General features: G+C 68.3%; 28 protein-coding genes. 12 read left to right on the top strand and 16 right to left on the bottom strand.

The genetic code is table 11. The features are described from left to right. Window positions 1-136: 136 nt before the first annotated feature. A complete protein-coding gene (locus tag ACFULV_RS33515; RefSeq protein ID WP_378663870.1) occupies window positions 137-1,570 on the top strand; it encodes an RNA-guided endonuclease TnpB family protein in 1,434 nt (477 codons plus the stop codon). Between the two features lie 129 nt (window positions 1,571-1,699). Continuing rightward, complete coding sequence (locus ACFULV_RS33510; RefSeq protein ID WP_378639323.1) at window positions 1,700-2,992, top strand: hypothetical protein; 1,293 nt, start codon at window positions 1,700-1,702, stop codon at window positions 2,990-2,992. Window positions 2,993-3,053: 61 nt separating this feature from the next. Here ACFULV_RS33510 and ACFULV_RS33505 read toward each other — a convergent pair whose 3' ends face one another. From ACFULV_RS33505 to ACFULV_RS33460, 10 genes are all read right to left on the bottom strand, one after another. Beyond that, window positions 3,054-4,589 carry an AIM24 family protein gene (locus ACFULV_RS33505; protein WP_378663868.1) on the bottom strand — a complete coding sequence of 512 codons (1,536 nt, stop codon included), beginning with the start codon at window positions 4,587-4,589 and terminating at the stop codon, window positions 3,054-3,056. A gap of 88 nt (window positions 4,590-4,677) precedes the next feature. After that, window positions 4,678-5,235: a GNAT family N-acetyltransferase gene (locus ACFULV_RS33500; protein WP_378663865.1), complete on the bottom strand. Its 558-nt coding sequence runs from the start codon at window positions 5,233-5,235 to the stop codon at window positions 4,678-4,680. Then, window positions 5,232-6,209: an ABC transporter substrate-binding protein gene (locus tag ACFULV_RS33495; protein WP_378663862.1), complete on the bottom strand. Its 978-nt coding sequence runs from the start codon at window positions 6,207-6,209 to the stop codon at window positions 5,232-5,234. The genes ACFULV_RS33500 and ACFULV_RS33495 overlap by 4 nt, the downstream gene beginning before the upstream one ends. Window positions 6,210-6,283: 74 nt before the next feature. Beyond that, window positions 6,284-7,372, bottom strand: coding sequence for a FecCD family ABC transporter permease (locus ACFULV_RS33490; protein ID WP_378663859.1), 1,089 nt, complete (start codon window positions 7,370-7,372; stop codon window positions 6,284-6,286). Further along, window positions 7,369-8,181 carry an ABC transporter ATP-binding protein gene (locus ACFULV_RS33485; RefSeq protein ID WP_378663857.1) on the bottom strand — a complete coding sequence of 271 codons (813 nt, stop codon included), beginning with the start codon at window positions 8,179-8,181 and terminating at the stop codon, window positions 7,369-7,371. Before ACFULV_RS33485 ends, ACFULV_RS33490 begins: the two co-directional genes overlap by 4 nt. Then, complete coding sequence (locus ACFULV_RS33480) at window positions 8,178-9,125, bottom strand: hypothetical protein (protein WP_378663854.1); 948 nt, start codon at window positions 9,123-9,125, stop codon at window positions 8,178-8,180. Before ACFULV_RS33480 ends, ACFULV_RS33485 begins: the two co-directional genes overlap by 4 nt. Before the next feature lie 5 nt (window positions 9,126-9,130). Beyond that, window positions 9,131-10,435, bottom strand: a complete 1,305-nt coding sequence (locus ACFULV_RS33475) for an MFS transporter (protein ID WP_378663851.1) — start codon at window positions 10,433-10,435, stop codon at window positions 9,131-9,133. 34 nt (window positions 10,436-10,469) lie between these two features. Further along, window positions 10,470-11,510 carry a PLP-dependent cysteine synthase family protein gene (locus tag ACFULV_RS33470; RefSeq protein ID WP_378663848.1) on the bottom strand — a complete coding sequence of 347 codons (1,041 nt, stop codon included), beginning with the start codon at window positions 11,508-11,510 and terminating at the stop codon, window positions 10,470-10,472. Further along, complete coding sequence (locus tag ACFULV_RS33465; RefSeq protein ID WP_378663846.1) at window positions 11,507-12,334, bottom strand: hypothetical protein; 828 nt, start codon at window positions 12,332-12,334, stop codon at window positions 11,507-11,509. Before ACFULV_RS33465 ends, ACFULV_RS33470 begins: the two co-directional genes overlap by 4 nt. Further along, window positions 12,331-13,587, bottom strand: coding sequence for an ATP-grasp domain-containing protein (locus ACFULV_RS33460; protein WP_378663843.1), 1,257 nt, complete (start codon window positions 13,585-13,587; stop codon window positions 12,331-12,333). Before ACFULV_RS33460 ends, ACFULV_RS33465 begins: the two co-directional genes overlap by 4 nt. 101 nt (window positions 13,588-13,688) lie before the next feature. On the opposite strand from ACFULV_RS33460, the gene ACFULV_RS33455 reads away from it, so the two are divergent. Both ACFULV_RS33455 and ACFULV_RS33450 read left to right on the top strand, forming a co-directional pair. Continuing rightward, window positions 13,689-14,396 carry a hypothetical protein gene (locus tag ACFULV_RS33455; protein ID WP_378663840.1) on the top strand — a complete coding sequence of 236 codons (708 nt, stop codon included), beginning with the start codon at window positions 13,689-13,691 and terminating at the stop codon, window positions 14,394-14,396. 65 nt (window positions 14,397-14,461) lie between these two features. Continuing rightward, window positions 14,462-15,886, top strand: a complete 1,425-nt coding sequence (locus ACFULV_RS33450; protein ID WP_378663837.1) for an amidase — start codon at window positions 14,462-14,464, stop codon at window positions 15,884-15,886. Window positions 15,887-15,933: 47 nt separating this feature from the next. Here ACFULV_RS33450 and ACFULV_RS33445 read toward each other — a convergent pair whose 3' ends face one another. Together ACFULV_RS33445 and ACFULV_RS33440 are read right to left on the bottom strand one after the other, a co-directional pair. Continuing rightward, a complete protein-coding gene (locus tag ACFULV_RS33445; protein WP_378639293.1) occupies window positions 15,934-16,164 on the bottom strand; it encodes a hypothetical protein in 231 nt (76 codons plus the stop codon). Between the two features lie 212 nt (window positions 16,165-16,376). Continuing rightward, on the bottom strand, window positions 16,377-16,817 hold the full coding sequence (locus tag ACFULV_RS33440) for a MarR family winged helix-turn-helix transcriptional regulator (RefSeq protein ID WP_378663834.1): 441 nt from the start codon (window positions 16,815-16,817) through the stop codon (window positions 16,377-16,379). 80 nt (window positions 16,818-16,897) lie between these two features. On the opposite strand from ACFULV_RS33440, the gene ACFULV_RS33435 reads away from it, so the two are divergent. The 5 genes from ACFULV_RS33435 (at window position 16,898) to ACFULV_RS33415 (ending at window position 20,283) form a co-directional block, all read left to right on the top strand. Continuing rightward, window positions 16,898-17,272 (top strand): cupin domain-containing protein, encoded by a 375-nt coding sequence (locus ACFULV_RS33435; protein WP_378639288.1) that lies wholly within the window; start codon window positions 16,898-16,900, stop codon window positions 17,270-17,272. Window positions 17,273-17,405: 133 nt separating this feature from the next. Beyond that, window positions 17,406-18,278, top strand: coding sequence for a metal ABC transporter substrate-binding protein (locus ACFULV_RS33430; RefSeq protein ID WP_378663831.1), 873 nt, complete (start codon window positions 17,406-17,408; stop codon window positions 18,276-18,278). Beyond that, window positions 18,275-19,009: a metal ABC transporter ATP-binding protein gene (locus ACFULV_RS33425; protein ID WP_378663829.1), complete on the top strand. Its 735-nt coding sequence runs from the start codon at window positions 18,275-18,277 to the stop codon at window positions 19,007-19,009. Before ACFULV_RS33430 ends, ACFULV_RS33425 begins: the two co-directional genes overlap by 4 nt. Then, window positions 19,006-19,890, top strand: a complete 885-nt coding sequence (locus ACFULV_RS33420; protein ID WP_378663827.1) for a metal ABC transporter permease — start codon at window positions 19,006-19,008, stop codon at window positions 19,888-19,890. The genes ACFULV_RS33425 and ACFULV_RS33420 overlap by 4 nt, the downstream gene beginning before the upstream one ends. A 54-nt stretch (window positions 19,891-19,944) precedes the next feature. Further along, the gene (locus ACFULV_RS33415; RefSeq protein WP_378663825.1) at window positions 19,945-20,283 is read left to right on the top strand and encodes an MmcQ/YjbR family DNA-binding protein; all 339 of its coding nucleotides are present in this window, start codon (window positions 19,945-19,947) and stop codon (window positions 20,281-20,283) included. 30 nt (window positions 20,284-20,313) lie between these two features. Here the strand turns inward: ACFULV_RS33415 and ACFULV_RS33410 are convergent, their stop codons facing one another. Next, complete coding sequence (locus ACFULV_RS33410) at window positions 20,314-20,745, bottom strand: hypothetical protein (protein WP_378663822.1); 432 nt, start codon at window positions 20,743-20,745, stop codon at window positions 20,314-20,316. An 86-nt stretch (window positions 20,746-20,831) separates the two neighbouring features. On the opposite strand from ACFULV_RS33410, the gene ACFULV_RS33405 reads away from it, so the two are divergent. Next, complete coding sequence (locus ACFULV_RS33405) at window positions 20,832-21,374, top strand: YaeQ family protein (RefSeq protein ID WP_378663819.1); 543 nt, start codon at window positions 20,832-20,834, stop codon at window positions 21,372-21,374. Window positions 21,375-21,474: 100 nt separating this feature from the next. Further along, a complete protein-coding gene (locus ACFULV_RS33400) occupies window positions 21,475-22,377 on the top strand; it encodes an alpha/beta hydrolase fold domain-containing protein (RefSeq protein WP_378663816.1) in 903 nt (300 codons plus the stop codon). Between the two features lie 6 nt (window positions 22,378-22,383). Here ACFULV_RS33400 and ACFULV_RS33395 read toward each other — a convergent pair whose 3' ends face one another. Beyond that, a complete protein-coding gene (locus ACFULV_RS33395; RefSeq protein ID WP_378663813.1) occupies window positions 22,384-22,965 on the bottom strand; it encodes a TetR/AcrR family transcriptional regulator in 582 nt (193 codons plus the stop codon). Between the two features lie 89 nt (window positions 22,966-23,054). Here ACFULV_RS33395 and ACFULV_RS33390 point away from each other — a divergent pair, with 89 nt between their 5' ends. Further along, window positions 23,055-24,092 (top strand): beta-ketoacyl-ACP synthase III, encoded by a 1,038-nt coding sequence (locus tag ACFULV_RS33390; protein ID WP_378639267.1) that lies wholly within the window; start codon window positions 23,055-23,057, stop codon window positions 24,090-24,092. Here ACFULV_RS33390 and ACFULV_RS33385 read toward each other — a convergent pair. Both ACFULV_RS33385 and ACFULV_RS33380 read right to left on the bottom strand, forming a co-directional pair. Then, window positions 24,089-24,601 carry a DUF1990 family protein gene (locus ACFULV_RS33385; RefSeq protein ID WP_378663810.1) on the bottom strand — a complete coding sequence of 171 codons (513 nt, stop codon included), beginning with the start codon at window positions 24,599-24,601 and terminating at the stop codon, window positions 24,089-24,091. The two genes, ACFULV_RS33390 and ACFULV_RS33385, sit on opposite strands and share 4 nt — an antisense overlap. Before the next feature lie 28 nt (window positions 24,602-24,629). Continuing rightward, window positions 24,630-24,959 carry a hypothetical protein gene (locus tag ACFULV_RS33380; RefSeq protein ID WP_378639262.1) on the bottom strand — a complete coding sequence of 110 codons (330 nt, stop codon included), beginning with the start codon at window positions 24,957-24,959 and terminating at the stop codon, window positions 24,630-24,632. Between the last annotated feature and the right edge of the window lie 199 nt (window positions 24,960-25,158).

Below are 25,158 nucleotides of genomic sequence, written 5' to 3'. Positions count from 1 at the left end.
CGGAGCTCCGACAAGTGTTCGCGAAATCAACGCAGGTCACCTCGAGGTGTCCGCTCTGAGCGCACTTGAAACCTGGAACTGTCCTGTGGCTGCGCGTTCAGTGTGATGTCGGTGGCCTGTGTCACACTCGCTGATGATGAGCCGCCACACGACTTTCCGGTACTGCCTCGACCCTACGGTCGAGCAGTCCGTCGTGCTCGTCCGTCATGCCGGCGCGGCCAGATTCGCGTTCAACCAAAGCCTAGCTTTCGTGAAAACCGCGCTCACGCAACGTAAAATCGACCCTGAGTATCCGGTTCCGTGGACGCGGTTCGACCTGATCAACGCGTTCAACGCCTGGAAGAAGACCGAAGCAGCAGGAAGGGTCTTCGCTGTCGACGCGTCCGGGATCACCGAGATCGAGGTGACCGGCCTGGCGTGGCGCAATCAGGTCCGCCAGCAAGTCTTCGAGGAAGCTGCCGCCGACTGCAGTAGTGCACTGGCCGCATTCTCGGAATCCAGGACAGGCAAACGCGCAGGTACGCGGATCGGGTTTCCCCGTTTCAAGAGTAAGGGCAAGACTGTCCCGTCGTTTCGGCTCCGCAGCATCCAGGCGAAAACCGGGCGGGCGTCTGTCCGGGTCGGTGACCACGACACAGCGCGGTCAGTGACTCTGCCCGGGATCGGTGCGGTCAGGGTACGTGAAGATACTCGCCGGTTACGAAGGTTGCTCGCCAAAGGACGGGCGAAGATCCTCTACGCCACCGTCTCCTACCGTTCCCGACGCTGGTGGATCAGCCTGACTACCGAATCGTCGGATCTGCATCCGGCGCACCGTCATCAGCCGCGCAAAGACAGCGATTGCCAGGGTTGGGTCGGGATCGACCGCGGGCTGACAGTATTTGCTGTCGCCGCTACTGCCGACGGGGCCGAGGTCGCCCGCTTCGATACCGCTCCTAAACCGTTGGCCGCTGGGCTCAGTCGGGGACGACACCTGGCGAAGTCGTTGTCTCGCAAACAGAAGGGGTCACATAACCATCACCTGGCGGTCGTGCGGCTTGGACGCCACCATCGTCGAGTTGCCGATATTCGCCGTCATTTCGCTCATCAGGTCGCTAACACACTGGTCAAGACCCACGACCGGATCGTGATCGAAGACCTGAACGTAGCGGGGATGCTCGGTAACCACCGTCTGGCTCGCGCTATCAGCGATGCCGGATGGGCCGGCTTCGCTCGACTGCTGACCTACAAACAGGCATGGCGTGGCGGCACCGTCATCATTGCGGATCGTTGGTATCCATCGAGCAAACGCTGCTCTGCCTGTGGAACGATCAGTGCGGCCCTGTCGTTGGCCGATCGAGTATTCCTCTGCGAGTGTGGGTTCAGCGCAGATCGTGACCACAACGCGGCGATCAATCTTGCCATGTGGCCGACGATGCACCAGAACTTTTCACGATCCCCGGACCCCCGAGCAGGAGGCCGGGTAACCAAAGTCCGCCGACGGGAAGGCGCTGACCGTCACCCTCTGGGTGTCGGCGAAACCGTCCCGGGAGAAGCGGGAACCGAAATTCACGCTGCGCTCGCGCTGTGAATCGACGACGCCCGAGAAGGGCGGTGCCTGAAAACTATCGGAGTTTCCAGACATGCTGTAAGAATGGTCCGTGCCGTTCACACCTGTGGTCACCTGCCTGCCTTCGCGCGCCCGGGGCGGTGGTCTGGCATGACGATCGAATCCGGTCTCGAGGACGACGTCAGCCAGCTCGCCCAGCGAGTCGAACGTGCCCGCGGGCGTCTCGCTTACCAATTCGATCCGGCCCTCACCGACGCGCTCTCCGAAGACGAGCTGCGCGCCGAACGCGAACTCGCCGAACGCATCCGTGAACAGGATCGCGAACAGCGCTGGAAGCACACCCAGGCGATGGCGTCCGCATCGGACCGCAGCCGACAGACCACCGAAGCGATCGAGAAGGCCGACATGCGAGATCTGCTGCTCGCCAGGAAGGCGATGGCGTCCCAGCGTCGCGAATCGAGCCCGCACGCGAAGCTCGCTTCGCTGTACCGGCACCGGTCGTGGTCGCTGAAGGCACTGGCCGGCGTGGTCGGCGCGGGCATGCTGTGGTCCGCGGTGAACGTGCAGCAGAACATCGCGCCCGGTGGGCCGAGCGATCCGCTGTTCTGGTTCAGCTACCTGCTCGAAGCGATGATCAGCGTGTGTCTGATCATCATCATGGTCGGCACGAACAAGGTCGCCGAGTGGGGCGTGATCGACAACCGCCGCCAGGTCGCGCTCGCCGAGCTCGCGCTGCTGGGGCTCACCGTCACCCTCAACACCTATCCCTACGTGCGGGAAGGGCGCTGGTACGACGTTGCCGTGCACGCGGTCGCGCCGGTGATGATCGGTGTCGCGCTACTGATCCACGACGCGGTCAGCGCCCGGTACGGCTTGGCCATCACTCGCGCGACCAGCCAGGTCAGGGACCTGCCCGACCCCGCCGACAACATCCTCGGCCGCCAGGCCTCCGAGGGTATCCGCCTCACCTACACCCCGCCGATGACGGGCGCGGCGCGCGCCGAGGCGATCGCTGCCACCGAAACGGCCGCGACCACGCCGATCACCCGCGAACCCGCCTGGACTCCCCCCGAGCCGGTCACCAACGGCAACGGCCGCTCGCCGGAGAAGCGCAAGCGCTTCGGCATCGGCAAGCCGTCCTCCGCGGACAAGGCCACCGCGAAGAAGTCCGCTCCCGCGCCCGTGGTGGCACCGGAGCCCGCCAAGGAGCCGGTCAAGCCGGAGCCGGCCACCGATTCGGTTCCAGCCGCCCGCAAGAGCGCCATCTCCGATATCGAGGCCCGGGTCGAAAAGGCGTTCGCCGAAGCCAATTTCGGCTACGAGGCGATCGAGCCGACCAGCATCTACGACACCGGCCAGTTCCGCATCGCGGAGAGCCTGGAACAGGAACTCAACGACATGCGTGAGGCCCGCCGCCAGGCCCGCAAGGAGCGCGCGAACTAGCAGGCAGGACAAAAGGCCGATACCCGCAGCTGAGCGGGTATCGGCCTTTTCCGTGTTCGGGTCAGCCGAAGATGCTGCCGCCGGTGCCCGCTTGCTGGCCGCCGCCGGTGCCGCCGATGAGGCCGCCCGGGGGAAGTTCGGAGGGCTGGACGATGACGAAGCCGCGGCCGGAGAAGGCGAGGGTGCTCGCTTCGCCGGTGCTGCGGCCCATCAGGCGACCGAGGCCGAAGGAGTCGTTGCGCTTGATGCCGGTCTGCAGGCTCGACGACCACGCTACGGCGGCGTTGGGGTCGGCGTAGGTGGCCTGGTCGACGGTGAGGACGACCGGGGTGCCGTGGGTGGTGATGGCGATGCGGCCGCGGCCGGTGAAGACGCAGTTGAACAGGCCCGCGTTGGAGGCGTAGCCCGCGGCGCCCTGGACGCGGCCGATGTCGTAGCGCAGCGTGGAGTCGAAGGCGAGCACGTTGGCGCCGTTGATGGTGAGTCCGTCGGTGCCGTCGAGGTCGATGATGTGCACGTCGGCGGCGCTGTTGGCCAGGAACAGGTCGCCGCGGCCGGTCACCTTCATCAGCGGCACGCCTTCGCCGGTGAGGTGCTGGCGGATGGCGCGGCCGATGCCGCCGGAACCGAGCGCCTCGAACTTCAGGTCACCCTGGTAGGCCACCATGGACCCGGACCGCGCCATCACCTCCCCGTTCATGCCGACCTTCACCATCTTGCCGCCCTGCTTCTGGATACCGAGGCCGTTGACCTCGGCATGCGAGGGGTCGAACAGGTCGCTGTGCACGGGCTGGGCTCCTTGCTGAGATGCATACGTCGGCTGTTGAGCGGGTCCGCCGGGTTGTCCGTAGGCGGGTGGCGGGTAGGGCGGTGGGGGCGCTGCTGGGTAGGCAGGTGCGCCCGGCGGGGGTGCGGCCGGGTAGCCGGATGGCGTCCCCGGCTGACCGGGAACAGGGGGCGGCGCGAATCGGCCGGGTGGCATCGGGGCGTGGGAACCGGGAGGGGGCGGCGGCGGGTGACCTGGGCCGGGTGCACCTCGGGGGTCGCCGGCAGTGCCCGCCACGGCACCGGAATTGCCCTGTGCCGCAGCGGGTGCGGGGTCGTCGTCGAGGTTCACCCCGTAGGCCGATGCGATACCCGCGAGCCCGTCGTCGTACCCCTGGCCGATCGCGCGGACCTTCCACGCGCCGTTGCGGCGATAGATCTCCACGCACACCACACCGCTTTCGGTGGTGAGCCCGGGGATCGGGAAAGTCAGTGCGGTGGAGCCGGATTCGATGGTGGTGGTCAAGGTGCCGACGGCGGCGAACGTCGCGGGTCCACGGCCGTCGAGGCTCGCGGTGACCACCACCTTGTCCACATCGGCGGGCAATGCCGAGGTCTGCACGCCCACCACGTCGGGTCCGCCGTTGCCGTGCCGGTACACCACACCCGGCCCGGTCGGCTGATTGAAGAAGACGAAGTCGGCGTCGGAGCGCACCTTGCCCGCCGCGTTCACCAGCAGGGCCGACACGTCGACCGACGCCGAACTCGCGACCGTGACGGTCAGTTGATCACCGGGCGCGGGCCGGTTCTCGCCGGGAGCCAGCGCGGTCACGACACAGCACCCGAACGTCGCGCGATTCGCAAGTGTTCCACGCGTTCGATAGTGCCGTGTATGCCGTCACCGCGCCAGCGACGACCCGTCAGCCCGGCTGTTCACCGCCGCGATCCAGCGGAATTTCGAGGTGCACCGTCTGGAAGCCGTCGTGTGGTCCTCGGGCGTCGCACACGATGTGGCCGAAGGTCAGCCAGAATTCGAGCGCACCGGGTGTCCGGGCGTCGGTGTGCAGGTACAGCCGCTCGAAAGCTGGGGTGGCGCGAACGTGCTCGACCGCCGCGGCGACCAGCCGGGTGGCCAGTCCGCGTCGATGGTGCTCGGGCCGCACATAGACCCGGAACAGCTGCGCGGTGGTCTCGTCGGGATATCGGCGCGTGAGCTCGGCCGGATGTGGGGGATGCGCGGGCCCCTGCGCCCGGATCGCGGTGGTACCGACGATGACGCCCTCGTGCTCGGCGACCCACAGCCGGTGGCGCGGATGCCGCAGATACGCGGTGTCCGGGTCGATCACATCCTGGTGGTATTCGGGCCGATAGCCGATGCCGAACACCTGGTAGAAGGTGTCGAGCATGACGCTGCGCGCGCCCGCGAGATCCTCGGTGCCTGCCTCACGGACGAGGTAGCCGGTGGTGGTGGCGGTCATCGCAGCTGCGCCAATTCGCGGTCGAGTACTTCCAGACCCTCGACGGCTACCGGCCCCGGGCCGGTGTAACCGAAGGGCGCCACGATGATCCGGTTCTCTCGGATCGCACGCAGCCCGGCCAGTTCGGGACGTTGGCGCAGGGCGGCGCGCACCGATTCGGGTGTCTGGTCGCCCTGGGTGAGCAGGATGATCACTTCGGGGTCGGCGGCGATGAGTGTTTCGGTGTTGGCTTCGAAGTTGCGCTTGTCGATCTGGCCGTAGATATTGCCGAGACCGAGGATCTTCAGCTGTTCGTGGACGGTGCTCTTGGCGCCGTAGGCCTTGAGCTGGGCGCCGTCGCGCGACAGGATCAGCGCGGCGGCGGGACGGGGAGTCGGTGTGCCACTGTGCCGTTCGGTCACCGCCTGTACTCGCCGCTTCAGTGTGGTGACTTCGGCGTCGGCCGCGTTCTCGGTGCCGAAGAGCTTTCCGTAGAGGGTGATGTCGGCGAAGACGTCGTCGAAGGTGCCCGCCGCGTCGCGGCAGTAGCCGCGGGTCACGATCAGCGGGATGTTCACCTGGGCGAGGTCGTCGGGGGTCACCGAGAGTCCTTCGACGCTCACGACCAGGTCGGGGGACCGGCTGATGATCTCCTCGCGGGCGAGTTCGGCGGTGGGCGCGGTGATTTCGATGCCCTGCAATGCCTCGCCGTACTGGCCGGGGAAGGCAGCGGCTTCGAAGGTGCGGGTGACGATGCGGTCCGCGGCGCCCGCGGCGGCGATCAGCGGTGCGGCGATGGAACCGACCGTGACGACGCGCTGTGGGGGCGAGGAGAAGGTGACGTCGCGACCGCAGCTCGAGATCGTCAGCGGGAAACCGCTTGCCGAGGGTTCGGTGGCGGGAGCTGTTGTGCCGCAACCGGTGACGATCGCACTGGTGAGTAGGGCGAGTACGGGAACGGCGGAGCGGCGGGCGGAGATGACACGGGTGAACACGGTGTTGGTCCTCATCAATCGGTGGCGGGGATCGGCCGGTCGTTGTGACCGGGGCACAGGGGTGGAGTGCGGATTCAGGACTCGCCGGTCGCACGGAAGCGGCGGATCAGGACGAGTAGCAGCGGGGCGCCGACCGCGGCGGTGACGATGCCGATCGGCAGTTCGCGTGGTGCGAAGACGGTGCGCGCGGCCACATCCGCGATCACCAGGAAGAGCGCGCCGATCAATGCACTGACCACCAGTAGGTGCCGGTGTGTGCCACCGGTACACAGCCGGGCCACGTGCGGCACGATCAGCCCGACGAAGCCGATCGCCCCGGCGACGGCGACCACCGCGCCGACCGCGAGTGCGACGATCAGCAACGCCCACAGCCGAATTCGGTTCGGTGCGATGCCGAGCGTGCGCGCGGTGTCGTCACCGGCGGCCAGTGCGTCCAGCCGGGGCGCCATCAACAGCACCGCGACCAGTGCCACCGCGACCACGGCGACGGTGGTCGCCACCGAGGACCAGGCGGCGGGCGCGAGCGAGCCGAGCAGCCAGAACAGCACGGTGCGCGCGCCTTCGGGCCGGTCGGAGGCGAAGATCAGGAAGCTGGTCGCGGCCGAGAAGATGTAGCCGATGGTGACCCCGCCGAGCAGCAGCCGCAGCGAGGTGAGCCGGCCGTTGATCCGCGAGATCACGAACAGCAGCGCGGTGGCGATCAGCGCGCCGATGAACGCGCTCGCCGCGAGGGCGGTGGCTGTGGTCGCCGCGGCGACCCCGAACAACAGATACACCGCGGCGCCGGTCGACGCGCCCGAGGTGACGCCGAGGATGTGGGGGTCGGCGAGCACGTTGCGCACGATGGTCTGCAAGACGGCGCCGGTGATCGCCAGGGCGGCGCCCACTAGTGCGCCGAGCAGCACGCGCGGTACCCGCACCAGCCAGACGATGGAGTCCTGGGCGGCGCTCCAATCGACGGATACCGGGTGACCGAAGACATGGTGGCCGATGATCCGCGCCACGGTGCCCGGCGGGACGGCGACCGGCCCGAGCCCGGCCGCGACCACCAGCGTGCAGGCGAGCGCGATGGTCAGCGCGGTCGTCAGCAGCAGTGCGCGGCCGCGGTGGCGGGCGTGGTCGAGGTCGTCGATGGCCGGATCGGCCACCAGGGTCGCGGTCATGTCGTGGCCGCCTCTCGGGTCTCGGACGGAGATGTTGTGGCGGGCGGTTCGGTAGCCGGGCCGAAGAGGAGCTGGACAGCGCCGAAGGCCGACGTTCGGCGGACGGGGATCTTGTAGACGGGTTCGAGGATCCGCGGGGTCAGGACCTCGGCGACAGTGCCTGCGGCGGCGACGCGCCCCTGGTCGAGCAGGACGAGGCGGTCGCAGTAGCGGGCGGCCAGGTTCAGCTCGTGCAGCACCACGATCGTGGTGGTCGTGGTGAGATCGCGGACCAGGGTGAGCAATTCGTGCTGGTAGCGGATGTCGAGGTGGTTGGTCGGTTCGTCGAGGAGCAGGTGGTCGGCCTGCTGGGCGAGTGCTCTGGCGATCAGGACGCGCTGGCGTTCGCCGCCGGAGAGCGTCGCGAAACGGCGGTCGGCCAGCGCCCGCGCCCCCACGTGTTCGAGCGCGGCCGCGGCGGCGATCCGGTCGGCGCGCGAATACCCCTGGAACGCACCGACCCACGGCGACCTGCCGAGCAGCACGGTCTCGGCCACGGTGACCGGCGTATCCGGCGGCGCTTCCTGTGCGACGACGGCGAGGCGACTCGCGAGCTCGCGCCCGCGCAGCCGCTCCACGGGCACCGTGTCGATGACAACGGATCCGCCGGCCGGGCGCAGCGCCCGATACATCAGCCGCAGCAGCGTGGACTTGCCCGAACCGTTGGGGCCGATCAGTCCGAGCGTGCTGCCGGGTTCCACCCGGAAGCTGATGTCGTCGAGGGCGATTCGGCCGTCGTAGGTGAAGCGGATCTGGTCGACGGTGATCATCGCGGAGAGCTCTCTGTTCGGGGAATCGTCATCAGGTGTGGGTGATCGACGGTGGGAGCGCGCTGTACGCCGGGTCGCCACGAGTGATGTACCGCCACCGAGCAGGCGAAGGCGGCGCAGATCTCGTGCGAGGCGAGGACTTGCTCGCGCAGACGTGGATCGTTGTCGGCAAGCAGGATTCCGGTGGTCGTGCCGCTGTGGGCGACGACGACTCCGGCCGCGCCGATGGCGCGCGCTGCCCGAATGGTCGCGTCCAGATGCGGACGCTCACGCGATGCGGCGCTCAGTACGGCGCTGCGGGTGGACACCGCGCCGATCGCGGCGATGTCACCGTGGGTGATCGCCGGGCCGAGTTCGCCGAGCAGCCTGTCGAATTCGCGCTTGTCGGCGGCGCTGAAACCGGGTTCGCCCCGGTTGAATTCGACGGTGTCGACCGACCCGCCCTCGTCGCCGGTGACGATCGTCAGTGCCGGGAGGGTGCCGAGGCGGGCGAGTAACCGCACCTCGCGATGGAAATAGGCGACGGTACCTGGGTACATGACGCCGTCGGAGGGTTCGATGGCGCGCAGGTCGGCTTCGAGTTCCGCGACGGGCACCGAGCGGCCCTCGGCGTCGGCGACCGCGCGGGCGGTGGCGACGAGGTCGGCGGTGGAGCTGGCCAGCCCCTTGCCTTCGGGAAGTTCGCTGTGCAGGGTGAGTCGCCCGCCGCGCAGCACACTCGATCTGCCGACCATCCCGCTCGCGAGTCGCGCCGCCTTCGACTTGCCCTCGGGCACCACGTCTATGCGGTCGCCGCCCGGCTCGAAGACGGCCACCGTGCCGCGCCGAATGGGGAGCGTGACCAGGAAATGCCGATTCTGTTCGGTGACGCCCTGCAGCAATTCGCCGCAGCTTCCGTAGGCGCGGCCGACACCGATTCCCGGCGTGGCGAGGTCAATGGTCATCGGAGTCATCGCCTTTCGCTGGGGGTGTGGTCGTCGGTGACCGGTGTGGGTTCGGGCCGGAGCGCTACGGGGCCGGGCAGCAGGTTCCGGTGGTGTAGCCGCAGCAGCGCGAGGGCCGACAGCAACCCGGCCGCGGCGCACAGCAGCGAGGGCGGCCAGCTCAGGGGGCCGCCGGTGTGATCGAGGACCGCGCCGGTGATCGAGGTGGCGACGACCGTGAAGAGGCCGGACGCCAGATAGAACGCGCCGAAATAGGTTCCGGTCAGCCGAGTTCCGGCGAAGCGGCCGATCGCCTCGTTGACGAAGGGTTGCACCGCGGTCACGCCGATCGCGAGCAGCACCGCGGCCGCGACCACCGGGGCAATCCGGATCGCTGTGCCCGCCACGCTGTTTCCCTCGAACGGCACAACCCCCGCGATGGCGGGAGGCAGCAGGAACGCGGTGCCCATGACGGCCATCCCGAGCGCCATCGCGGGCCCGCGCTGTGGTCTGCGCGCCAGCACCGTGGTGACCCGAACCTGGAGCGCCACCACGGCGATCGTCTCGACCACGAACAGCGTCGCCACCGCCGCCGGACCGTGACCGGGCCCGGCACTGTCCTGCGCTTGGAGGGTGAACAGGAAGTAGATCTGGCTCTGCAAAGCGAACATCGGCATCAGCGCGATGGTGAACGCCCAGAATCGGCGATCGGTGAACACCGTCGCGAAGTCGGCACCGACCCCACCCTCGTGCGCGGGCACCGGTCGCGCGGGCAGCAGTAGCCATTGCACCACGGCCAGCACCGCGAAGATCGCCGCCGCGACCAGGGCCGATATCCGGAATCCCGCCGCTATCAACACGGTGCCGAGTACCGGCCCGATCGCGGAGCCCGCATTGCCGAAGACGTTGAACAGCGCGAAGGCCTGCGCCGAATGCGCACCGCTGTCCCTGGCGATGAACGCGCGGACCGCCGGATTGAACAGTGCCCCCGCGAAACCGGTGAGCACCGAGGCCGCCAGCACCACCGGCAGCGAACCACCGACGGCGAACAGCGCGAAGCCGAGTGCCCTGATCGCCAGGCCGACCATGATCACGCCGCGTGCGCCGAGCCGGTCGGCCGCCGAGCCGCCGACGAGGAACAGACCCTGCTGGCTGAGGTTGCGTACCCCGAGCACGATTCCGACCACGGCCGCCGACAGCGCGAGGTCGTCGAGGAGGTAGTCGGCCAGAAACGGTACGAGGAGGTAGAAACCGATATGGCCCACAAGATGATTCACGAGCAGTAGCCGTACGGCCCCCGGTAGCGCGCGGAAGGTGTCGATGCCGTTCATCTGCCGGTTCCGGGCCGGAAAGCCGTTGCGGTGCTCACGCGCTCACCTCGGCGGCAGGGTCGCGGACGATCGAACATCGGCCCCAGCCGAGCACCTCGGCGCTGTCCGGGGTGGCGATCGTGGTGGGTTCGAGGGCGGGCGCGCGGAAAAGGCCGTTGGTTCGGCACCAGTCGTCGTTGTAGATGGTGCCCAGGTAGCGGTGTGGCCCGTCGGGGAACACGGTCAGCACGCGGGCGTCGGGTTCGCGCTCGGCGACCCAACCCGCGACCAGGGCGGCGGCGCCGGTGCTCCAGCCGCCCGCGATGCCGGTGGCCGCCGCGACCCGGCGACACGACGCGACCGCCTCGGCGGCGTCGACCCAGTGCACCTCGTCGAAGTCGGCGTAGGCGACATTGCGGGGCAGGATGCTGCTGCCGAGACCGCGCATGAGCCGGCGGCGATCTGGTTGGCCGAAGATCCGGGAGCCGACGGCGTCGACCCCGATCACCCGCAGCCGGGGCCACCGTGTGCGCAGGACCCGGGCGAGCCCGGCGCAGTGCCCGCCGGAACCGATCGAGGCGACCAGCACATCGACGCCGTCGACCTGGGCGAGGATTTCCTCGCCCATCGCCTGATAGCCGCCCGCGTTGTCGGGGTTGTCGTACTGGTCGGGCCAGTACGCGCCCGGTGTGGCGGCGAGCAACGCGGCCAGCCGATCCAGCCGGGCCTGCTGCCAGCCACCGGTGGGGTGCGGTGCGGTGACCACGTCGAGCGGGATCTGAAACGCCGAGAACAACGCGCGAAGATCGGGTTCCAGCTCGTCGTCGACCACCAGCAGCACCGGATGGCCCAGTGCCTTGCAGGCCAGCGCCAGGCCGAGTCCCAGAGTGCCGCTGGTGGATTCGATGATCGTCGCGCCCGGCGCGAGCTCGCCTCTCGCCGCAGCGGCGCGCAACATCGACACTGCCGCACGGGCTTTCATGCCCGCCACGCTCGCTGCCTCGAGCTTCGCTGTGTACCAGCTGTTTCCGGACGGAATGGGCACGGCGGGCGTGCCGCCGATCAATTGCAGAAGCGCGGGTTGTGGGGACGTCATGACAGCTCTCGATAGGTGACGACGGCGCTCGGCCCGCCGTCGAGGGAGAAGAACGGGTAGGGCTCGGCCGAGACCGCGTGCACGCCCGCGCCGAGGAACCAGGGCAGCACCGCGCTGCCGGTCTGGGCGAACAGGACCAGCGGCAGGCCGCGCCGGTTCGCCACGGCCCGGAATTCGTCGAATGTCTCGTTGCCCAGCGACATTCCGGTGACCAGCAGCGCGTCGTAGTCCGACGGAGCGTCGGCGACCGATTCGAAGACCGGCTCACCCCATTCGGTGACGCCACCGGCGAGGTCGCACGGTAGATACGAGATGGCGCGCGCCCGCAATTCGGCGAGCAGCGAACCGACAACGCCCACCACCAGCACCCGCGACACCCCGGCGGGCAGCAGGTCGACGACGGTGCTCGCCCGGCGGCGTGACTTCGTCAGCGAGGTCGGCCCCTCGATCACCACCTGCTCGCCCCGCACGCCGCCCGCGTGTGGATGCGGACGCACGTGCATCAGATAGGCATCGAGCGCGGCGATGCGGACCGCGGGTACGGGATGCTCGAGCAGCTCGTCGATCGTCGCCGCGACACAGCTGTCGACCAGATCGTCGGTGGCAGTGCCGGGTTCGAGACCGCACGAGCCCACCGCCGCGCCGACCCGCAGGCTCAGCACCTCGTTGCGGTATCCGCGAGAGCGGCCCGCGTGCCGGGTGCCGTAGGCGGTGCGAAACGCCGTGGACGCGTGCAGGGTTGCCGGTTCGGGTCCGAGCCTGCCCCGGCGCGCCCACGTGATGAGCTCGGCGACGGAGTCGGGGCGCACGGCGGACTCGATCATCGCGCACCGTCGAGGTCGAAACGGAGATCGGCGATCAACCGCTGTGCGAGATCGCCGGTGGTGCGGTGCGTGTCGTCCACCACCATGACGTGACCGAGATAGGTGTTGTTGTCGGTCGCGGGACGCACCTCGGTGCCGGGGTCCGCCAGTTTGCGCTCCACGATTCTGGGGTCCGCCGCCCAGTTCTGTGCTCCGTCCACCGTGGTCAGCAGGCCGGTATCCGTCGGAACCGCGAATGCGACGGCCGCGCTGGCGATACCGGTCTCCCGGGGTGTGACGTCGGGCTTGCCACCCGCGACAGCGTCGGCGTGCACGGCGGTGAGGTCGATTCCGGTGACCCGTCGCACCAGTTCGGTGATGCGATTCCCGGCGGGGCGGGGGTTCACCTCGATCAGGCGGGGGCCTTGCGCGCCGAGTTTGACCTCGGTGTGGGCGACGGTCGCGTCGAGCCCGAGCGCGGTGATCGCCGCGACTGCCAGCTCGGCCACCGCGGTGGTATCGCCGGGCTCGAGGGCCGCGGGGAACATGTGGCCCGACTCGATGAAGGCGGGGGCGCCGGTGATCCGTTTGTCGGTCACTCCGATCACCGTCGTCTGCCCGGCGACGGTGACGGTTTCCACGCTGAATTCCGGCCCGTCCACACACTCTTCGAGCAGGATGCTCGGTGAGCGGTGCTGTCCTCGGGCGTTGATCGGGAATCCGGCGATGGCGTCCACCGCGACGCGCAACTCGGCCTCGTCGCAGACCCGGCGCACGAACATCCCGCCGCAGAGGTCGACCGGCTTGACCACCAGTGGATAGCCGAGTTCGGCTGCGGCGCGCACGATCTCATCCCATTCCCGCGCGACCGCGAAGGCGGGACCGGCGACACCGGCGGCACGGCAGATCAGCCTGGTCCGGTACTTGTCGCAGGCGTCGGCCACCGCGGTCCGGCCGGGCCCGGGCAAGCCGAGGTCGGCGGCGATCGCGGCGACGGTCGGCAGGTAGTAGTCGCACGAGGTGAGCACACCGTCGAAACCGAATGCCGCCTGAAGTTTTCGCACGTGGGGCAGCAGTGCCGACTCGTCGTTGGTCTCGGCGGTGAACACGTTGGTCGCCCCGAGCAGGGGGTGCGGCAGGGGTGTTCCCGCCCGCAGGTAGTGCCCGAGATCCCGGGTCAGAAAGCTGAATTCGTGGCCACTGTCCTTGATTCCCGCCGGGAGCAGGGTGCTCATCGAACCGACCCAGCTCTCCACCATCAACAGGTGTCCCACATGTCCTCCAACCCTCGAGCAAGATGCTAATGATAACCATTTTCGTTAGGATTGCGATAGTCGGGCACTTCGCTCGACTGGAATCCGATGAGGAAACACCTGTGTTCTCGAGTAAATTCGTTGTGCCCCTTGCGCTGTCGATCGCCGCGCTGACTGTCTCGGCGGGGACTGCGCAGGCGCAGCCCAGCGCTGTCGACCAGCCGGTCTCCTTCACCGCGCACGCCACCGACCACGCGTCGATCATCGAGATCGACCGTGGGTCGCTGACGGTGAACAACGGTGTGTTCGAGATACGCGATACCGCGGGCACGCTGGTCTCCGCGACGCCACTCACGTTCGCCGTCGATGACTTCCTGTTCCCCATCACGGCCCGCATCGACGGCCGCGCGGCCACTCTCACCCCCGAGCTGACGATGGCCGAGGCCGTCTACCGCCCGATCGCCCTGCCGTTCGAGGACAAGGCGCCGTGGAAGTCCGAATACGACCGGGAGCAGGCCGCCTGGTCGCGGATGACCAGCACCATCGGGATGGGCGCCAGCATCGGTACCCTCGTCGGCGGCCTCGGGGGCGCCGCGGTGGGTTGTGTGCTCGGCGGCATCGCCGGGGCAACGGTCGCCGCGGCCACGATCGTCGGGATGTTCGGCCCGTTCATCCCGGCCGCCGCGGTGGGCTGTCTCGGTGGTGTCCTCGCGATCGGTGCCCTCGGTACGGTGGCCGGGCAGATTCTGGTGACCGCGCCGGTGGCGGTCGGCGCGGTGGTCCAGTACCTCGCCACGATCAACCAGCCTTTCGTGGCTCCCGCCAAGTAGATCGCGGCCCCCGCGGAATCTCGTTACCGCTGCAAAGGGCCGACTCCTCGCATTACGCTGCGGATATGAGCTCTGCCGTGCACGGATTCACCGACGATGCCCTGGGAACGCTGGACGCGGTCGGTGTCGCCGCGGCGTTGCGCGCGGGGGAGGTGAGCCGGACGGAGGTTCTCGAGGCCGCTGTCGCCAGGACGCGGCGGGTCGACCCGAGGCTGGACGCGGTGCAGATGACGTGTTTCGATCGCGCGGCGTCGACGCCCGAGACCGCGGGGGTGTTCGCCGGGGTGCCCGCGTTCGTGAAGGACAACACCGACATCGCGGGGCTGCCCAGCTGCCACGGCTCGGCCGCGTTCACGCCGCGTCCGGCCACGGTCACCAGCGGTCCCGGCGCGCAGTTCCTGCACTCGGGCGTGATCGTGCTCGGTAAATCGACGCTGCCGGAATTCGGGCTCACCGCGAGTACCGAATTCACCGATCGCGCGCCGACCCGCAATCCGTGGAATCCGGAGTACTCGGCGGGCGCCTCCTCGGGCGGTTCGGCGGCGCTCGTGGCGGCCGGGGTGGTGCCGATCGCGCATGCCAACGACGGTGGCGGCTCGATCCGCATTCCCGCCGCGGCCAACGGTCTCGTCGGCCTGAAAACCACCCGAAACCGCCTGCTCGACCAGCCCGGTGCCCGCAAACTGCCGGTGCATCTGGTCGCCGAGGGTGTGGTCACCCGCTCGGTCCGCGACACCGCGCACTACCTGGCCGCCGTGGAACGATTCGGTGCGAATCCGGCGCTGCCCCCGGTGGGTCTGGTCGAGGGGCCGAGTGCGCGACGGTCGCGGATCGGCCTGATCACCGCCGATGTCCTCGGCCGGCCGGTGCACGCCGACAACGGCGCGGTCCTGGCCTCGGCGGCGAAGGTACTCGAGGGCCTCGGCCACGAGATCGTCGAGATGCGGCTGGATGTGGATCCGCGCTTCGTCGAGGACTTCAAGCAGTACTGGGCGGTGATGGCCGCGGCGATGGCGCTGTCGTTCCGGCTGGGGCACCGCGGGTACTTCGATGCGCGCAAGCTCGACCCGTTCACCACCGGTCTGATCGGGCTGGCCAAGCGCAATCCGCTCGCGGTGGCCGCGTCGACGTGGCGGTTGCGCGGGGGAGTCGCGGCCTACGACCGGCATTTCGCCGAGGTCGACGTGCTACTCACCCCGGTGCTCTCGCATCCCGCGCCGCGCATCGGCGAGCTCGCGCCCGGCCAGCCGTTCGACGCGCTGTTCGCCAAGCTCGCCGACTACGTCGGCTTCACCCCGCTCAACAATGTCGGTGGGGGACCTGGCATTTCGCTGCCGCACGGTCTGGTGCCCAGCGGCCTGCCCGGATCGGTCCAGCTGGCCGCGCGCCGTGGTGACGAGCGGACGCTGCTCGACCTGGCCTACCAGCTGGAAGCGGCGAGCCCGTTCCCGCGGATCGTCGATCGGGCCGCTGCCGCGGGTGCTGCCTGATCAGGGTGGTGTGCACCGCGCTGATCAGGCGCTCGTCACCGCGTTGATCAGTTGTTGCGCGCCGCGACATTGATCGGGCGCAGCCGCCCCGGGCTGTCGGTGCCCGCGTCGAACGCCCAGTGCTCGCCGTCCCAGTCGGGGTAGGCGGCGCGCCAGCGATCCACGAGGCGGGCGTCCTCGAGCGAGGCGACCACGCCGGCCGAACCGGTGTACTGCAGCCGCTCGTACTTGTGCCGAGTGACGGTGTCGATTGTGGGAACGGTGACCAGGGCTGACATTGACCCTCCGGGATCGAGACGAACGGTGACGTGACGAGTGCGCTACCCGGACCGTCGGCCCGGGTGCTGCGGTGGCGCGTCACCGCTCGATCCGAGAGTATGCCGCTCGCCGTGACACCGCGCAGGTTTTGAAAATCCAGTTCTTCGGATTGTTGGGTACCCGTTATGCACATCGTCGGTTTGCAAGATTTGGTTACGGCGGTGGTGGCGGTTCACCAGCTCGGGCGGACCCGCCCCGGGGTGACGACACGACCCAGCGCCCTGCTGAGCTGGGTGAGAGTGGTCGCGCCGAGGGTGTCCGACCAGTTCTGGGTGAACTCGGCGAGGGCGGCGTCGGCGGCTCGCGTGCACGCCCAGCCGCGCTCGGTGAGGGTGATCAGGCGGGCGCGCGCATCGCGCGGGTGTGGATTGCGATCGGCGTAGCCCTTGGTGACCAGCTCGTCGACCAGCTGGCTGGCTGCCTGTTTGGTGACGCCGAGGTGGTCGGCGATCTCCCCGACCGTCGCGCCGTCGGGCGCCATGCGGACGAACGCGAAGCCGTGCGTCGGCCGGATGTCGGTGAACCCCGCCGCGGCGACCCTGGCGTGCACTGCCTGGGTTACCTCGGCCGCTGCCGCGAGCAGCAGGAGGGGGAGGTCTGCGTTCGCGGGCACGACAGTCATTCTGGCACTTGACACAATAGTCAATCTACTTGACTATATAGACAAGTTGATTGACCTTATGGAGGTTTCGAATGCCGGTGATCCGTTCCGCGGACGCGCAGGTGCACGAGGTGCACAACGCCCGCTTCACGTCCCTCGTCCGACCCGGCACCGGCAGTGCCGAGCTGTGCGTCTGGCAGACCGAGGTTCGGGCCGATTCGGTCGGCGTACCCCATCGCATCCTGGGTGAGGAGGCGTTCGTTGTGCTGTCGGGCGAGGTGACGATGACGATCGACGGCGAATCCACGCCGATGAAACCCGGTGACGCGGCGGTCGCGCCCGCCGGTTCGATGATCGCCCTCGCGAACTCGGCCGACGAGATCGCCAGGCTGCTGGTGACTGTGCGGGTCGGCTTCGCGGCCGAGCTCCCCGACGGCTCTACCTTCACCCCGCCCTGGGCATCCTGAGCCGTCCTCGCGACTGTTTCAAGCCCAGAACTTGAAAGTTCGGGTACCCGAACAATATAATTCCGGAATGAGGGTTGGGTTCTACCGTTCGCCGGCGCGCCGCCGGGTACTTGCGGCATGTGTTCTGAGTGTCATGGCGTTCGCGCTGACCGCCTGCGGTGGGATCACCTCCGATGACGACGGGAAGAAGGTGGTTCTCACCACCTTCACGGTCCTGGCCGACATGGCGCGGAATGTGGCAGGCGAGCATTTGCGGGTCGAATCGATTACCAAGGTGGGGGCTGAGATCCATGGGTACGAGCCGACGCCGGGCGATATCAAGAAGGCCGCCAAGGCTGATCTGATCCTGGACAACGGGCTGAACCTCGAGGCCTGGTTCACCCAGTTCGTCGCCGACCTCGATGTGCCGCACGCCGTGGTCAGCGAAGGGGTGGCGCCGATGGACATCAGCGAGGACGCCTACCGGGGCAAGCCCAATCCGCACGCCTGGATGTCGCCGGTGAACGCGCAGATCTACGTCGACAACATGGTCCGCGCGTTCACCGATCTCGACCCCGAACACGCCGACGCCTACCGTGCCAACGGTGATGCCTACAAGACGCAGCTCGGCGCCGTGCGCGACGATCTCGTCGCCGCGGTGAACACCCTGCCCGCCGACCAGCGCGCCCTGGTCACCTGCGAGGGCGCGTTCTCCTACCTGGCTCGCGACGCGGGGCTGACCGAGAAGTACATCTGGCCGGTCAACGCCGAACAGCAGGCCACCCCGCAGCAGATCGGCTCGACCATCGACTTCGTTCGCCAGCGCGGCGTGCCCGCCGTGTTCTGTGAATCGACGGTGTCGGACGCGCCGATGCAACGCGTGGTCGAGGCGTCCGGTTCACGGTTCGGCGGCGTGCTCTATGTCGACTCGCTCTCCGAGGCCGACGGACCCGTCCCGACCTACCTGGACCTGATCCGCCACGACGCGAAGACCATCGCGACCGCACTCGCCGGAGTCTCGAAATGACCGCACCGGTTGTCGAAATCCAGGACGTGACAGTCTACTACGGTGATGTGCTCGCTCTCGACACTGTCGAACTGACCCTGAAATCGGGCCGGGTGTGCGGGCTGATCGGTATGAACGGCTCGGGCAAATCGACGCTGTTCAAGACCGTGATGGGACTGGTCACGCCCGATCGAGGCCGGGTGCTGATCAACGGCCGCCCCCCGGCCGCCGCGCGCAAGGCGGGCAGTCTCGGTTACGTGCCGCAGTCCGAGGACGTGGACTGGAGTTTTCCGCTGTCGGTGCGCGATGTGGTGATGACCGGGCGCTACGGGAAAATGGGGTTCACCCGCCGGGCGAGCAAGGCCGACCGCGCCGCCGTCGACGCGGCGCTGGCCCGCGTCGAGCTCACCGACCTGGCCGACCGGCAGATCGGGCAGCTGTCGGGTGGTCAGAAGAAGCGCACGTTCGTGGCGCGGGGCATCGCCCAGGAGGCCACGATCCTGCTGCTCGACGAGCCGTTCGCCGGTGTCGACAAGCGCTCCGAGGCGACCATCACCGCGCTGTTGCGTGAGCTCGCCGCCGACGGGGCCACCATCCTGGTGTCCACCCATGATCTGCACGCGTTGCCCCAATTGGCCGACGAGGCAGTGCTGTTGAACCGCCGGGTGCTCGAGCACGGCGACCCCGATGTGGTGTTGCGCCCGGAGAACCTGGCCAAGGCCTTCGGCCTGGATGTGGACGGAGACCGATGAGCCTCGAGGAATTCTTCATCGACCCGCTGCGCTACGAATTCATGGTGCGCGCGCTGGCCACCACGGTCACCGCCGCCGTGGTCTGTGCGGTGCTGTCGTGCTGGCTGGTGCTGATCGGCTGGTCGCTGATGGGTGACGCGGTGTCGCACGCCGTGCTGCCCGGTGTGGTGCTGGCCTACATCGTCGGCTGGCCGTTCGCTGTCGGCGCGGTGATCTTCGGGTTCCTCGCGGTGGCGTTGATCGGCGTGGTCCGCGATACGAGCCGGGTGAAGGAAGACGCCGCCATCGGCATCGTGTTCACCACCCTGTTCGCGTTCGGTTTGGTGCTGGTGTCGGTGACGCCGAGCCAGACCGACCTGAACCACATCGTCTTCGGCAACCTGCTCGGCGTGAGCCGCGGCGAGATGATCCAGATCATGATCCTGGCCGCCATCGTCCTGGTCGCCCTGGTCCTCAAACGCCGTGACTTCACTCTCTACGCCTTCGACGCCACCCACGCCCACGCCATCGGCCTCAACCCTCGCGTCCTCGGCACCGCCCTGCTGGCCCTGCTGGCCCTGACCTCGGTGGTCGCGCTGCAAGCGGTCGGCGTGGTGCTGGTGGTGGCCATGTTGATCATCCCCGGCGCCACCGCCTATCTCCTGACCGACCGCTTCTCCCGCATGCTCGTCATCGCCCCCACCATCTCGGTGCTGTGCGCGGTCACCGGCCTCTACATCAGCTACCACCTCGACACCGCCGCCGGCGGCATGGTCGTGGTGACCCAGGGCATCGCCTTCACCTTCGTCTACCTCTTCGCCCCCCGCCACGGCGTGATCGGCCGCCGGATCACCGCCTCCCGCGCCCGGAAAACCGTCGCCACCCTCGGTGCCGTCGACTAGCGGTCCCGCGGCGATGGATCCGATCGTGTCGGTGTGTGGTGTCAGGATGTGGGCATGAATGTCACCGGGGAGGACGTCCGCGCCTTCGTGCTGTCAATGCCGCAGACGGCAGAGCACTTCGCTTGGGGCATGCCGATTTTCAAGGTCGCCGGCAAGCTGTTCCTCACCCTGCCCGACGACGAGACCTCGATGGCGGTCCGCTGCCCGATTGTCGACCGCGACGAACTGGTCCTCGCCGAACCCGGCAAATTCTGGATCGCCTCGCACGAGTCCGGTAACCCCTGGGTCCGAGTCCGACTGGCGGCACTCGACGATCGCGAGGAACTGGAAGCCATAGTCACCGACTCGTGGCGTCAGGCAGCCCCGCGGGCCTTGCTGGACGCGGACCAGTGAGCGCGAGACAGCTCGTCGGCCGCGAGTTTCTTACTGCACCGGCGTGATCGTGGCCTCGATCGTCTGGATGGAGTCCACCGGGATGACGAAGGTCTCGGTGATCTCCACGGTGGTCAGGCGGATATCGGCCACTCCGGCGTCGAGGAGGTAGTGGGTGGTGACCGTGTCGCCGGATTCGGACATGGTGAGGTCGCGAATGCCTTGGATCACGCGGTACTGGAGGCCGTGCTCCAAGTCGGCGCTCAGTTGCGGGCCCGAGTAGCCGGTTTGGAGGCCGGCCTCGACACGGGTGGCGTCGGGGGCGAAGGGGACCGCGCTCGCGTCGTGGGAGACCAGGGCGTCGAGGTAGGCGCGGGCGATGGCCTGGCGGGGCGAGTCGGCCGCATTCGGTTCTGCCGCAACGGTTGCCGTGCCGAGTGCGAGGAAAACGGCGGCCAGAGCCGAAACGTGAGTGATTCTCATGTAGAGATGCTGGCGGTCCGGACCGGTAAGTGCAACCGGGTGCTCGCGAGTAGGCGACGTCGCGGCCCGGTAGGGTCGGAGCTCCTATGGCACTCAGCGCAACACTGCACAACTTCGCCGTTCAGCTCGCCGATGTGGATCGGGGGGTGTACGAGGATCTCGAGTTGCGGGTTGCCCGGCACCCGTCGGAGACGGCCGAGTACATGATCACCCGGATCCTCGCCTACTGCTTGCAGTACGAGGAGGGGATCGTGTTCAGCGACGGCGGGATCTCGGCCACCGATGAGCCCGCGGTACAGGTTCGGGATATGACCGGCCGGACGACCGCGTGGATCGAGGTCGGCGCGCCCGACGCGGACCGTATTCACCGCGGGAGCAAACTCGCTGGTCGGGCTGTGGTCTACACCCACCGCGACCCGGCGAAGGTGCTCGCGCAGTACGCGGGCAAGAAGATTCACAACGCGGCGCAGATTCCGCTGGTCAGTTTCGATCGGGCGTTCATCGATGAGGCCGCGAGGCTGGTCGACCGTCGCAATACCGCCACCCTCTCGGTCACCGAGGGCGTGCTCTATCTGGACCTCAACGGCACCAGCTTGCGCACCGATGTCACCGAGCAGCCCCTCGGCTGAGGCCGGCACGGAGTAGCTTGGCTGGCACCGGTGACGCTCGGCCCGAGCGCTTGGACCGCACCGGTCTCGTCGTCGAGTGGAGGTCGCGGTGCCCGGTGTGATGAGTCGGTTCGTGATTCCGGGATTCCTGCGGGTCACCCGGCGCAACCGGAATTACGTCGATGCCGAGCTGGCCGCTGCGCACGTGCGCGAGCGCGGTCTGCGGCCCCTCGCCTACGGTCCGCCACGCAAACTCCGTGGTGTCGAGGTCTCGGTGGAGCACGACCGTGGCTGGCCGATCTACACGCTGACACCGTCGGACGGGATCTCCCGCGGCGGCCTCGTGTACGCGCACGGTGGCGGGTGGGTGGGCGAGATCGCTTCGCAACATTGGCAACTCGCGGCCAGGATCGCCGCCCAGACGCATCTCGTCGTGACGGTCCCGATCTACCCGCTGATTCCGTTCGGCACCGCGGCGGAGGTGATTCCCCGCTTCGCCGAACTGGTCACCGCGGCCGCGGAGCGCTACGGTCCGACCTTCCTCGCCGGCGACTCCGCGGGCGGTCAGATCGCGCTGTCCACCGCGCTGCACCTGCGCGACGCGGGCCATATCGTGCCCCGCACGCTGCTGATCTCGCCCGCGCTCGACCTCACTCTCGAGAATCCCGAGATCGACGCGGTTCTGCTGCGTGACCCGTGGCTGGGTCGCGACGGTGGGCTGGTGTTCGGCCGGATGTGGAGCGGCGAACTCTCGATGAAGGACCCCCTGGTCAGCCCCCTGTTCGGCGACTTCGGCGGGCTGGGCCCGATCACCGTGTTCACCGGCACCGACGACATCCTGAACCCCGACGCCCGCCTGCTGGCGGCGAAGGCACGCGCTGCGGGCGTCGATCTCGACTATCAGGAAGAACACGGGCTCGTGCACGTCTACCCGCTGACGCCCAGTTCCGAAGGGGCGGCCGCCCGCCGCCGGATCATCGCCACCCTGCGCGCCGAACTCGATGCGGCACACAGCATCTCGTGAGACGGCTCACCGCTCGGTCAGGTGCACCTTGAACAGGATCGTCAGCTGAGTGACAGCCTGGTCGAACGGATGCGCCGACTTGAGCGCGCGGCTGTGCACGATCGTGCCCTCGATGGTGGTGAGCAGGAATCCGGCCAGCGACACCGCGGTCGACCGCTCGATCCCGGTGGCGACGATCCCGTCGGCGAGCCGGGCGGTCCATTCGGCGAACGCCTGGCCCGCGATGGACTGGACGGCGGGGTCGAGTTCGTCGAGAGCGGCCGCCATCATGAACGAGCCCGCGGTGTAGTCGGACTTCTCCAGCGGGGCGCGCCAGAAGGCGAGCAGATCGGTGAGCCACTGCTGGGCCGACGGCGCGGTCTGCAGGGCGTCCGCCATGGCGCTCACATGCGAGTACACCAGGCGCGCCACGATCCGTGCCGCTGTCTGCACCAATTCGCCCTTCCCGGAAGGGAAGTGCTGGTACAGCGAGTTGCGTGAGGTTCTGCTGCGCTCGAGTAGTTCGCTGAGGGAGGACGCGTGCACGCCGTGTTCCTGGACGGTGCTGATCGTGTGCTCGATGAGTCGGGCGCGTGGTCCGGCGGCCATCCGATCTTCTCCTACCCCTTGATTGAACCGATCGGTTCATGTTAGACCTATTCCTACGTGAACCGATCGGTTCATATGGAGAGGATGTCATGCCCACCCCCATTGCCACCGCGGTTCCGGTCACCCACGCGGGAATTCTCGGCCTCGGCGTGTACCGCCCGCGCCGTGTTGTGCCCAACTCCGAGATCGTCGACGCGATCGAGTCCTCGGACGAGTGGATCAAGACACGTTCCGGGATCGCCGCCCGGCACTGGGCCGAGCCCGACGAGACGATCGTCTCGATGAGTGTCGCGGCTGCTCGGGATGCGCTCACGGCGTCCGGGGTGAGCGCCGAGCAGATCGACGCGGTGGTGCTGGCGACGTCGTCGCAGATGGTGCTCGGTCCGTCGGCGGGCGCGGTGGTGGCGACCGAACTCGGTATGCACGACACCGCCGCGTTCGATATCTCCGCGGGCTGCGCGGGCTTCTGCTACGCGTTGGCCGATGCGGCGAATCTGGTGCGCTCGGGTCAGGCGCGGCAGGTGCTGGTGATCGGCGTGGAGCGCTTGTCGGATCTGCTCGACACCACCGATCGCGGGTGCGCGTTCATCTTCGCCGACGGTGCCGGTGCGGTCGTCGTCGGGCCGGCCGAGCAGGAGGGCATCGGCCCGGTCGCGTGGGGATCGGATGGCGCGCGCACGTCGGCGATCAAGCAGGACAAGGACTTTCTGGAGTACTTCGCCGAAGTGGCCGCGGCAGAGGCCAGCGGAGGCACTTCACAACGTCCCTACATCCGGATGAACGGCACCGAGGTCTTCCGCTGGGCCGTCACGTTCTTGGAGAAGGCCTGTCGTGACGCGCTCGACCACGCGGGCCTCACGGCCGACGACCTCGACGCGTTCGTTCCGCACCAGGCCAATATCCGCATCACCGACGCGCTGGTCCGCACCCTCGGCCTGCCCGACACCGTCGCCGTCGCGCGCGACATCATCGAAACCGGCAACACCAGCGCCGCCTCCATCCCGATGGCCATGGAACAGCTCCTGCGCTCCGGCGCCGCCGATGCCGGCGACACCGCGCTGCTACTCGGCTTCGGCGCCGGTCTGGCCTACGCGGGCCAGGTCGTTCACCTGCCGCCGATCGCCTAGTCCACCAGCGCGCGCAGGTATCGCCGACGGTAGAGGCGCTGTGCGACGAGAAGTGCCGGGAAGAGGGAGCGCCATGGTCCGGCCGGTGCCGGTCTCGTCAGTGAACGCAGAGTCAGCGAGACGGTGCCGGTCGAATCCCGGTGCACGACGAAGGCTTCCTCGCCGCTGACCGGATGACCGGGCAGGGTGCCGTAGGCGAAGCCGCACCGGTTCTCGGTGTCGATCACGGCGACTACGCGAACCGGTTCGTGGACGGAGACAGGTCCGCATCCCGCGCTGATCCGGTACTCCGCGTCCGTCGACACCGCGGCATCGGAGGCAACTCTAAAACCGCTGCGGCGCTTGATACCCCACCGCAGCACCGATTCGGACGCGGCCGTCCATCGAGGCTCGCCGTGCCCGATCACCACGGTGGTGTCGAACCGGCGGAAGCCGGGAAATTCGCCGGTCCACAGATCGTCGGCGGGGCTGGTCGCGCCGGCTGGGGTGTAGGTGAGTCCCTGGTCCATGGTGTGACGATAGGCGTCGCTCAGGTCGTCACGCGTTCGCCTTCTCGCGCAGCGACCGCTGGGTGACCGGTACGGCGTAGGCCGCGCCGTCGCGGATGCCGAATTCGAAGCGGCAGGGGAACAGTGAGGGTAGGCCGGTCGCGCGTAGGTCGAAGTTCGCGGCGAGGGTTTGCATGGCCCAGTTCTGCAGCGAATCCGGGAGCTGCAGGGTGGTGCCGTCGACGCAGCACACATAGGCGTGGGTCTGTTCTCCGTCGACGGGCAGGGGGTTGCGCAGACCGACCGCGCCGATTTCCAGAATTCGTCCGGCGTTGTGGGAAGTAGCGACGCTCGGCAAATCCAACTCGATGTCGTCCATGCGGAAAACCGTAGCGCAGCAACTATTCAGGGAACACCTAAATCGCGTGGTCTTGACGAACTTCGCTGATGTCGCAAATGCGTGAAAGTGGGAGGTCTGTTCCCCGCGCCGCGGGGGGGCCCCGCGCACCGCCCCCCCGGGCCCCCCCCCCCCCAGTCAGCCGATAGCGGAACCCCCCAACGCCAAAGTTGAGTAAAAA

Origin of the sequence: Nocardia sp. NPDC057272 (assembly GCF_042668615.1) — a bacterium.
Classification (GTDB): domain Bacteria; phylum Actinomycetota; class Actinomycetes; order Mycobacteriales; family Mycobacteriaceae; genus Nocardia.
This window is presented reverse-complemented; position numbering and strand designations above follow the sequence as displayed.

Excerpts from the sequence above, each read along its gene's own strand:
- ACFULV_RS33425 (WP_378663829.1), top strand. The coding sequence starts at position 18,275 with ATGACCGCACCGGTTGTCGAAATCCAGGACGTGACAGTCTACTACGGT.
- ACFULV_RS33385 (WP_378663810.1), bottom strand. The coding sequence starts at position 24,601 with ATGGACCAGGGACTCACCTACACCCCAGCCGGCGCGACCAGCCCCGCC.
- ACFULV_RS33415 (WP_378663825.1), top strand. The coding sequence starts at position 19,945 with ATGAATGTCACCGGGGAGGACGTCCGCGCCTTCGTGCTGTCAATGCCG.
- ACFULV_RS33475 (WP_378663851.1), bottom strand. The coding sequence starts at position 10,435 with ATGAACGGCATCGACACCTTCCGCGCGCTACCGGGGGCCGTACGGCTA.
- ACFULV_RS33465 (WP_378663846.1), bottom strand. The coding sequence starts at position 12,334 with ATGATCGAGTCCGCCGTGCGCCCCGACTCCGTCGCCGAGCTCATCACG.
- ACFULV_RS33400 (WP_378663816.1), top strand. The coding sequence starts at position 21,475 with ATGAGTCGGTTCGTGATTCCGGGATTCCTGCGGGTCACCCGGCGCAAC.
- ACFULV_RS33470 (WP_378663848.1), bottom strand. The coding sequence starts at position 11,510 with ATGACGTCCCCACAACCCGCGCTTCTGCAATTGATCGGCGGCACGCCC.
- ACFULV_RS33405 (WP_378663819.1), top strand. The coding sequence starts at position 20,832 with ATGGCACTCAGCGCAACACTGCACAACTTCGCCGTTCAGCTCGCCGAT.
- ACFULV_RS33500 (WP_378663865.1), bottom strand. The coding sequence starts at position 5,235 with ATGACCGCCACCACCACCGGCTACCTCGTCCGTGAGGCAGGCACCGAG.
- ACFULV_RS33380 (WP_378639262.1), bottom strand. The coding sequence starts at position 24,959 with ATGGACGACATCGAGTTGGATTTGCCGAGCGTCGCTACTTCCCACAAC.
- ACFULV_RS33450 (WP_378663837.1), top strand. The coding sequence starts at position 14,462 with ATGAGCTCTGCCGTGCACGGATTCACCGACGATGCCCTGGGAACGCTG.
- ACFULV_RS33435 (WP_378639288.1), top strand. The coding sequence starts at position 16,898 with ATGCCGGTGATCCGTTCCGCGGACGCGCAGGTGCACGAGGTGCACAAC.
- ACFULV_RS33485 (WP_378663857.1), bottom strand. The coding sequence starts at position 8,181 with ATGATCACCGTCGACCAGATCCGCTTCACCTACGACGGCCGAATCGCC.
- ACFULV_RS33420 (WP_378663827.1), top strand. The coding sequence starts at position 19,006 with ATGAGCCTCGAGGAATTCTTCATCGACCCGCTGCGCTACGAATTCATG.
- ACFULV_RS33410 (WP_378663822.1), bottom strand. The coding sequence starts at position 20,745 with ATGAGAATCACTCACGTTTCGGCTCTGGCCGCCGTTTTCCTCGCACTC.
- ACFULV_RS33480 (WP_378663854.1), bottom strand. The coding sequence starts at position 9,125 with ATGACCATTGACCTCGCCACGCCGGGAATCGGTGTCGGCCGCGCCTAC.
- ACFULV_RS33395 (WP_378663813.1), bottom strand. The coding sequence starts at position 22,965 with ATGGCCGCCGGACCACGCGCCCGACTCATCGAGCACACGATCAGCACC.
- ACFULV_RS33445 (WP_378639293.1), bottom strand. The coding sequence starts at position 16,164 with ATGTCAGCCCTGGTCACCGTTCCCACAATCGACACCGTCACTCGGCAC.
- ACFULV_RS33430 (WP_378663831.1), top strand. The coding sequence starts at position 17,406 with ATGGCGTTCGCGCTGACCGCCTGCGGTGGGATCACCTCCGATGACGAC.
- ACFULV_RS33490 (WP_378663859.1), bottom strand. The coding sequence starts at position 7,372 with ATGACCGCGACCCTGGTGGCCGATCCGGCCATCGACGACCTCGACCAC.
- ACFULV_RS33390 (WP_378639267.1), top strand. The coding sequence starts at position 23,055 with ATGCCCACCCCCATTGCCACCGCGGTTCCGGTCACCCACGCGGGAATT.
- ACFULV_RS33510 (WP_378639323.1), top strand. The coding sequence starts at position 1,700 with ATGACGATCGAATCCGGTCTCGAGGACGACGTCAGCCAGCTCGCCCAG.
- ACFULV_RS33515 (WP_378663870.1), top strand. The coding sequence starts at position 137 with ATGAGCCGCCACACGACTTTCCGGTACTGCCTCGACCCTACGGTCGAG.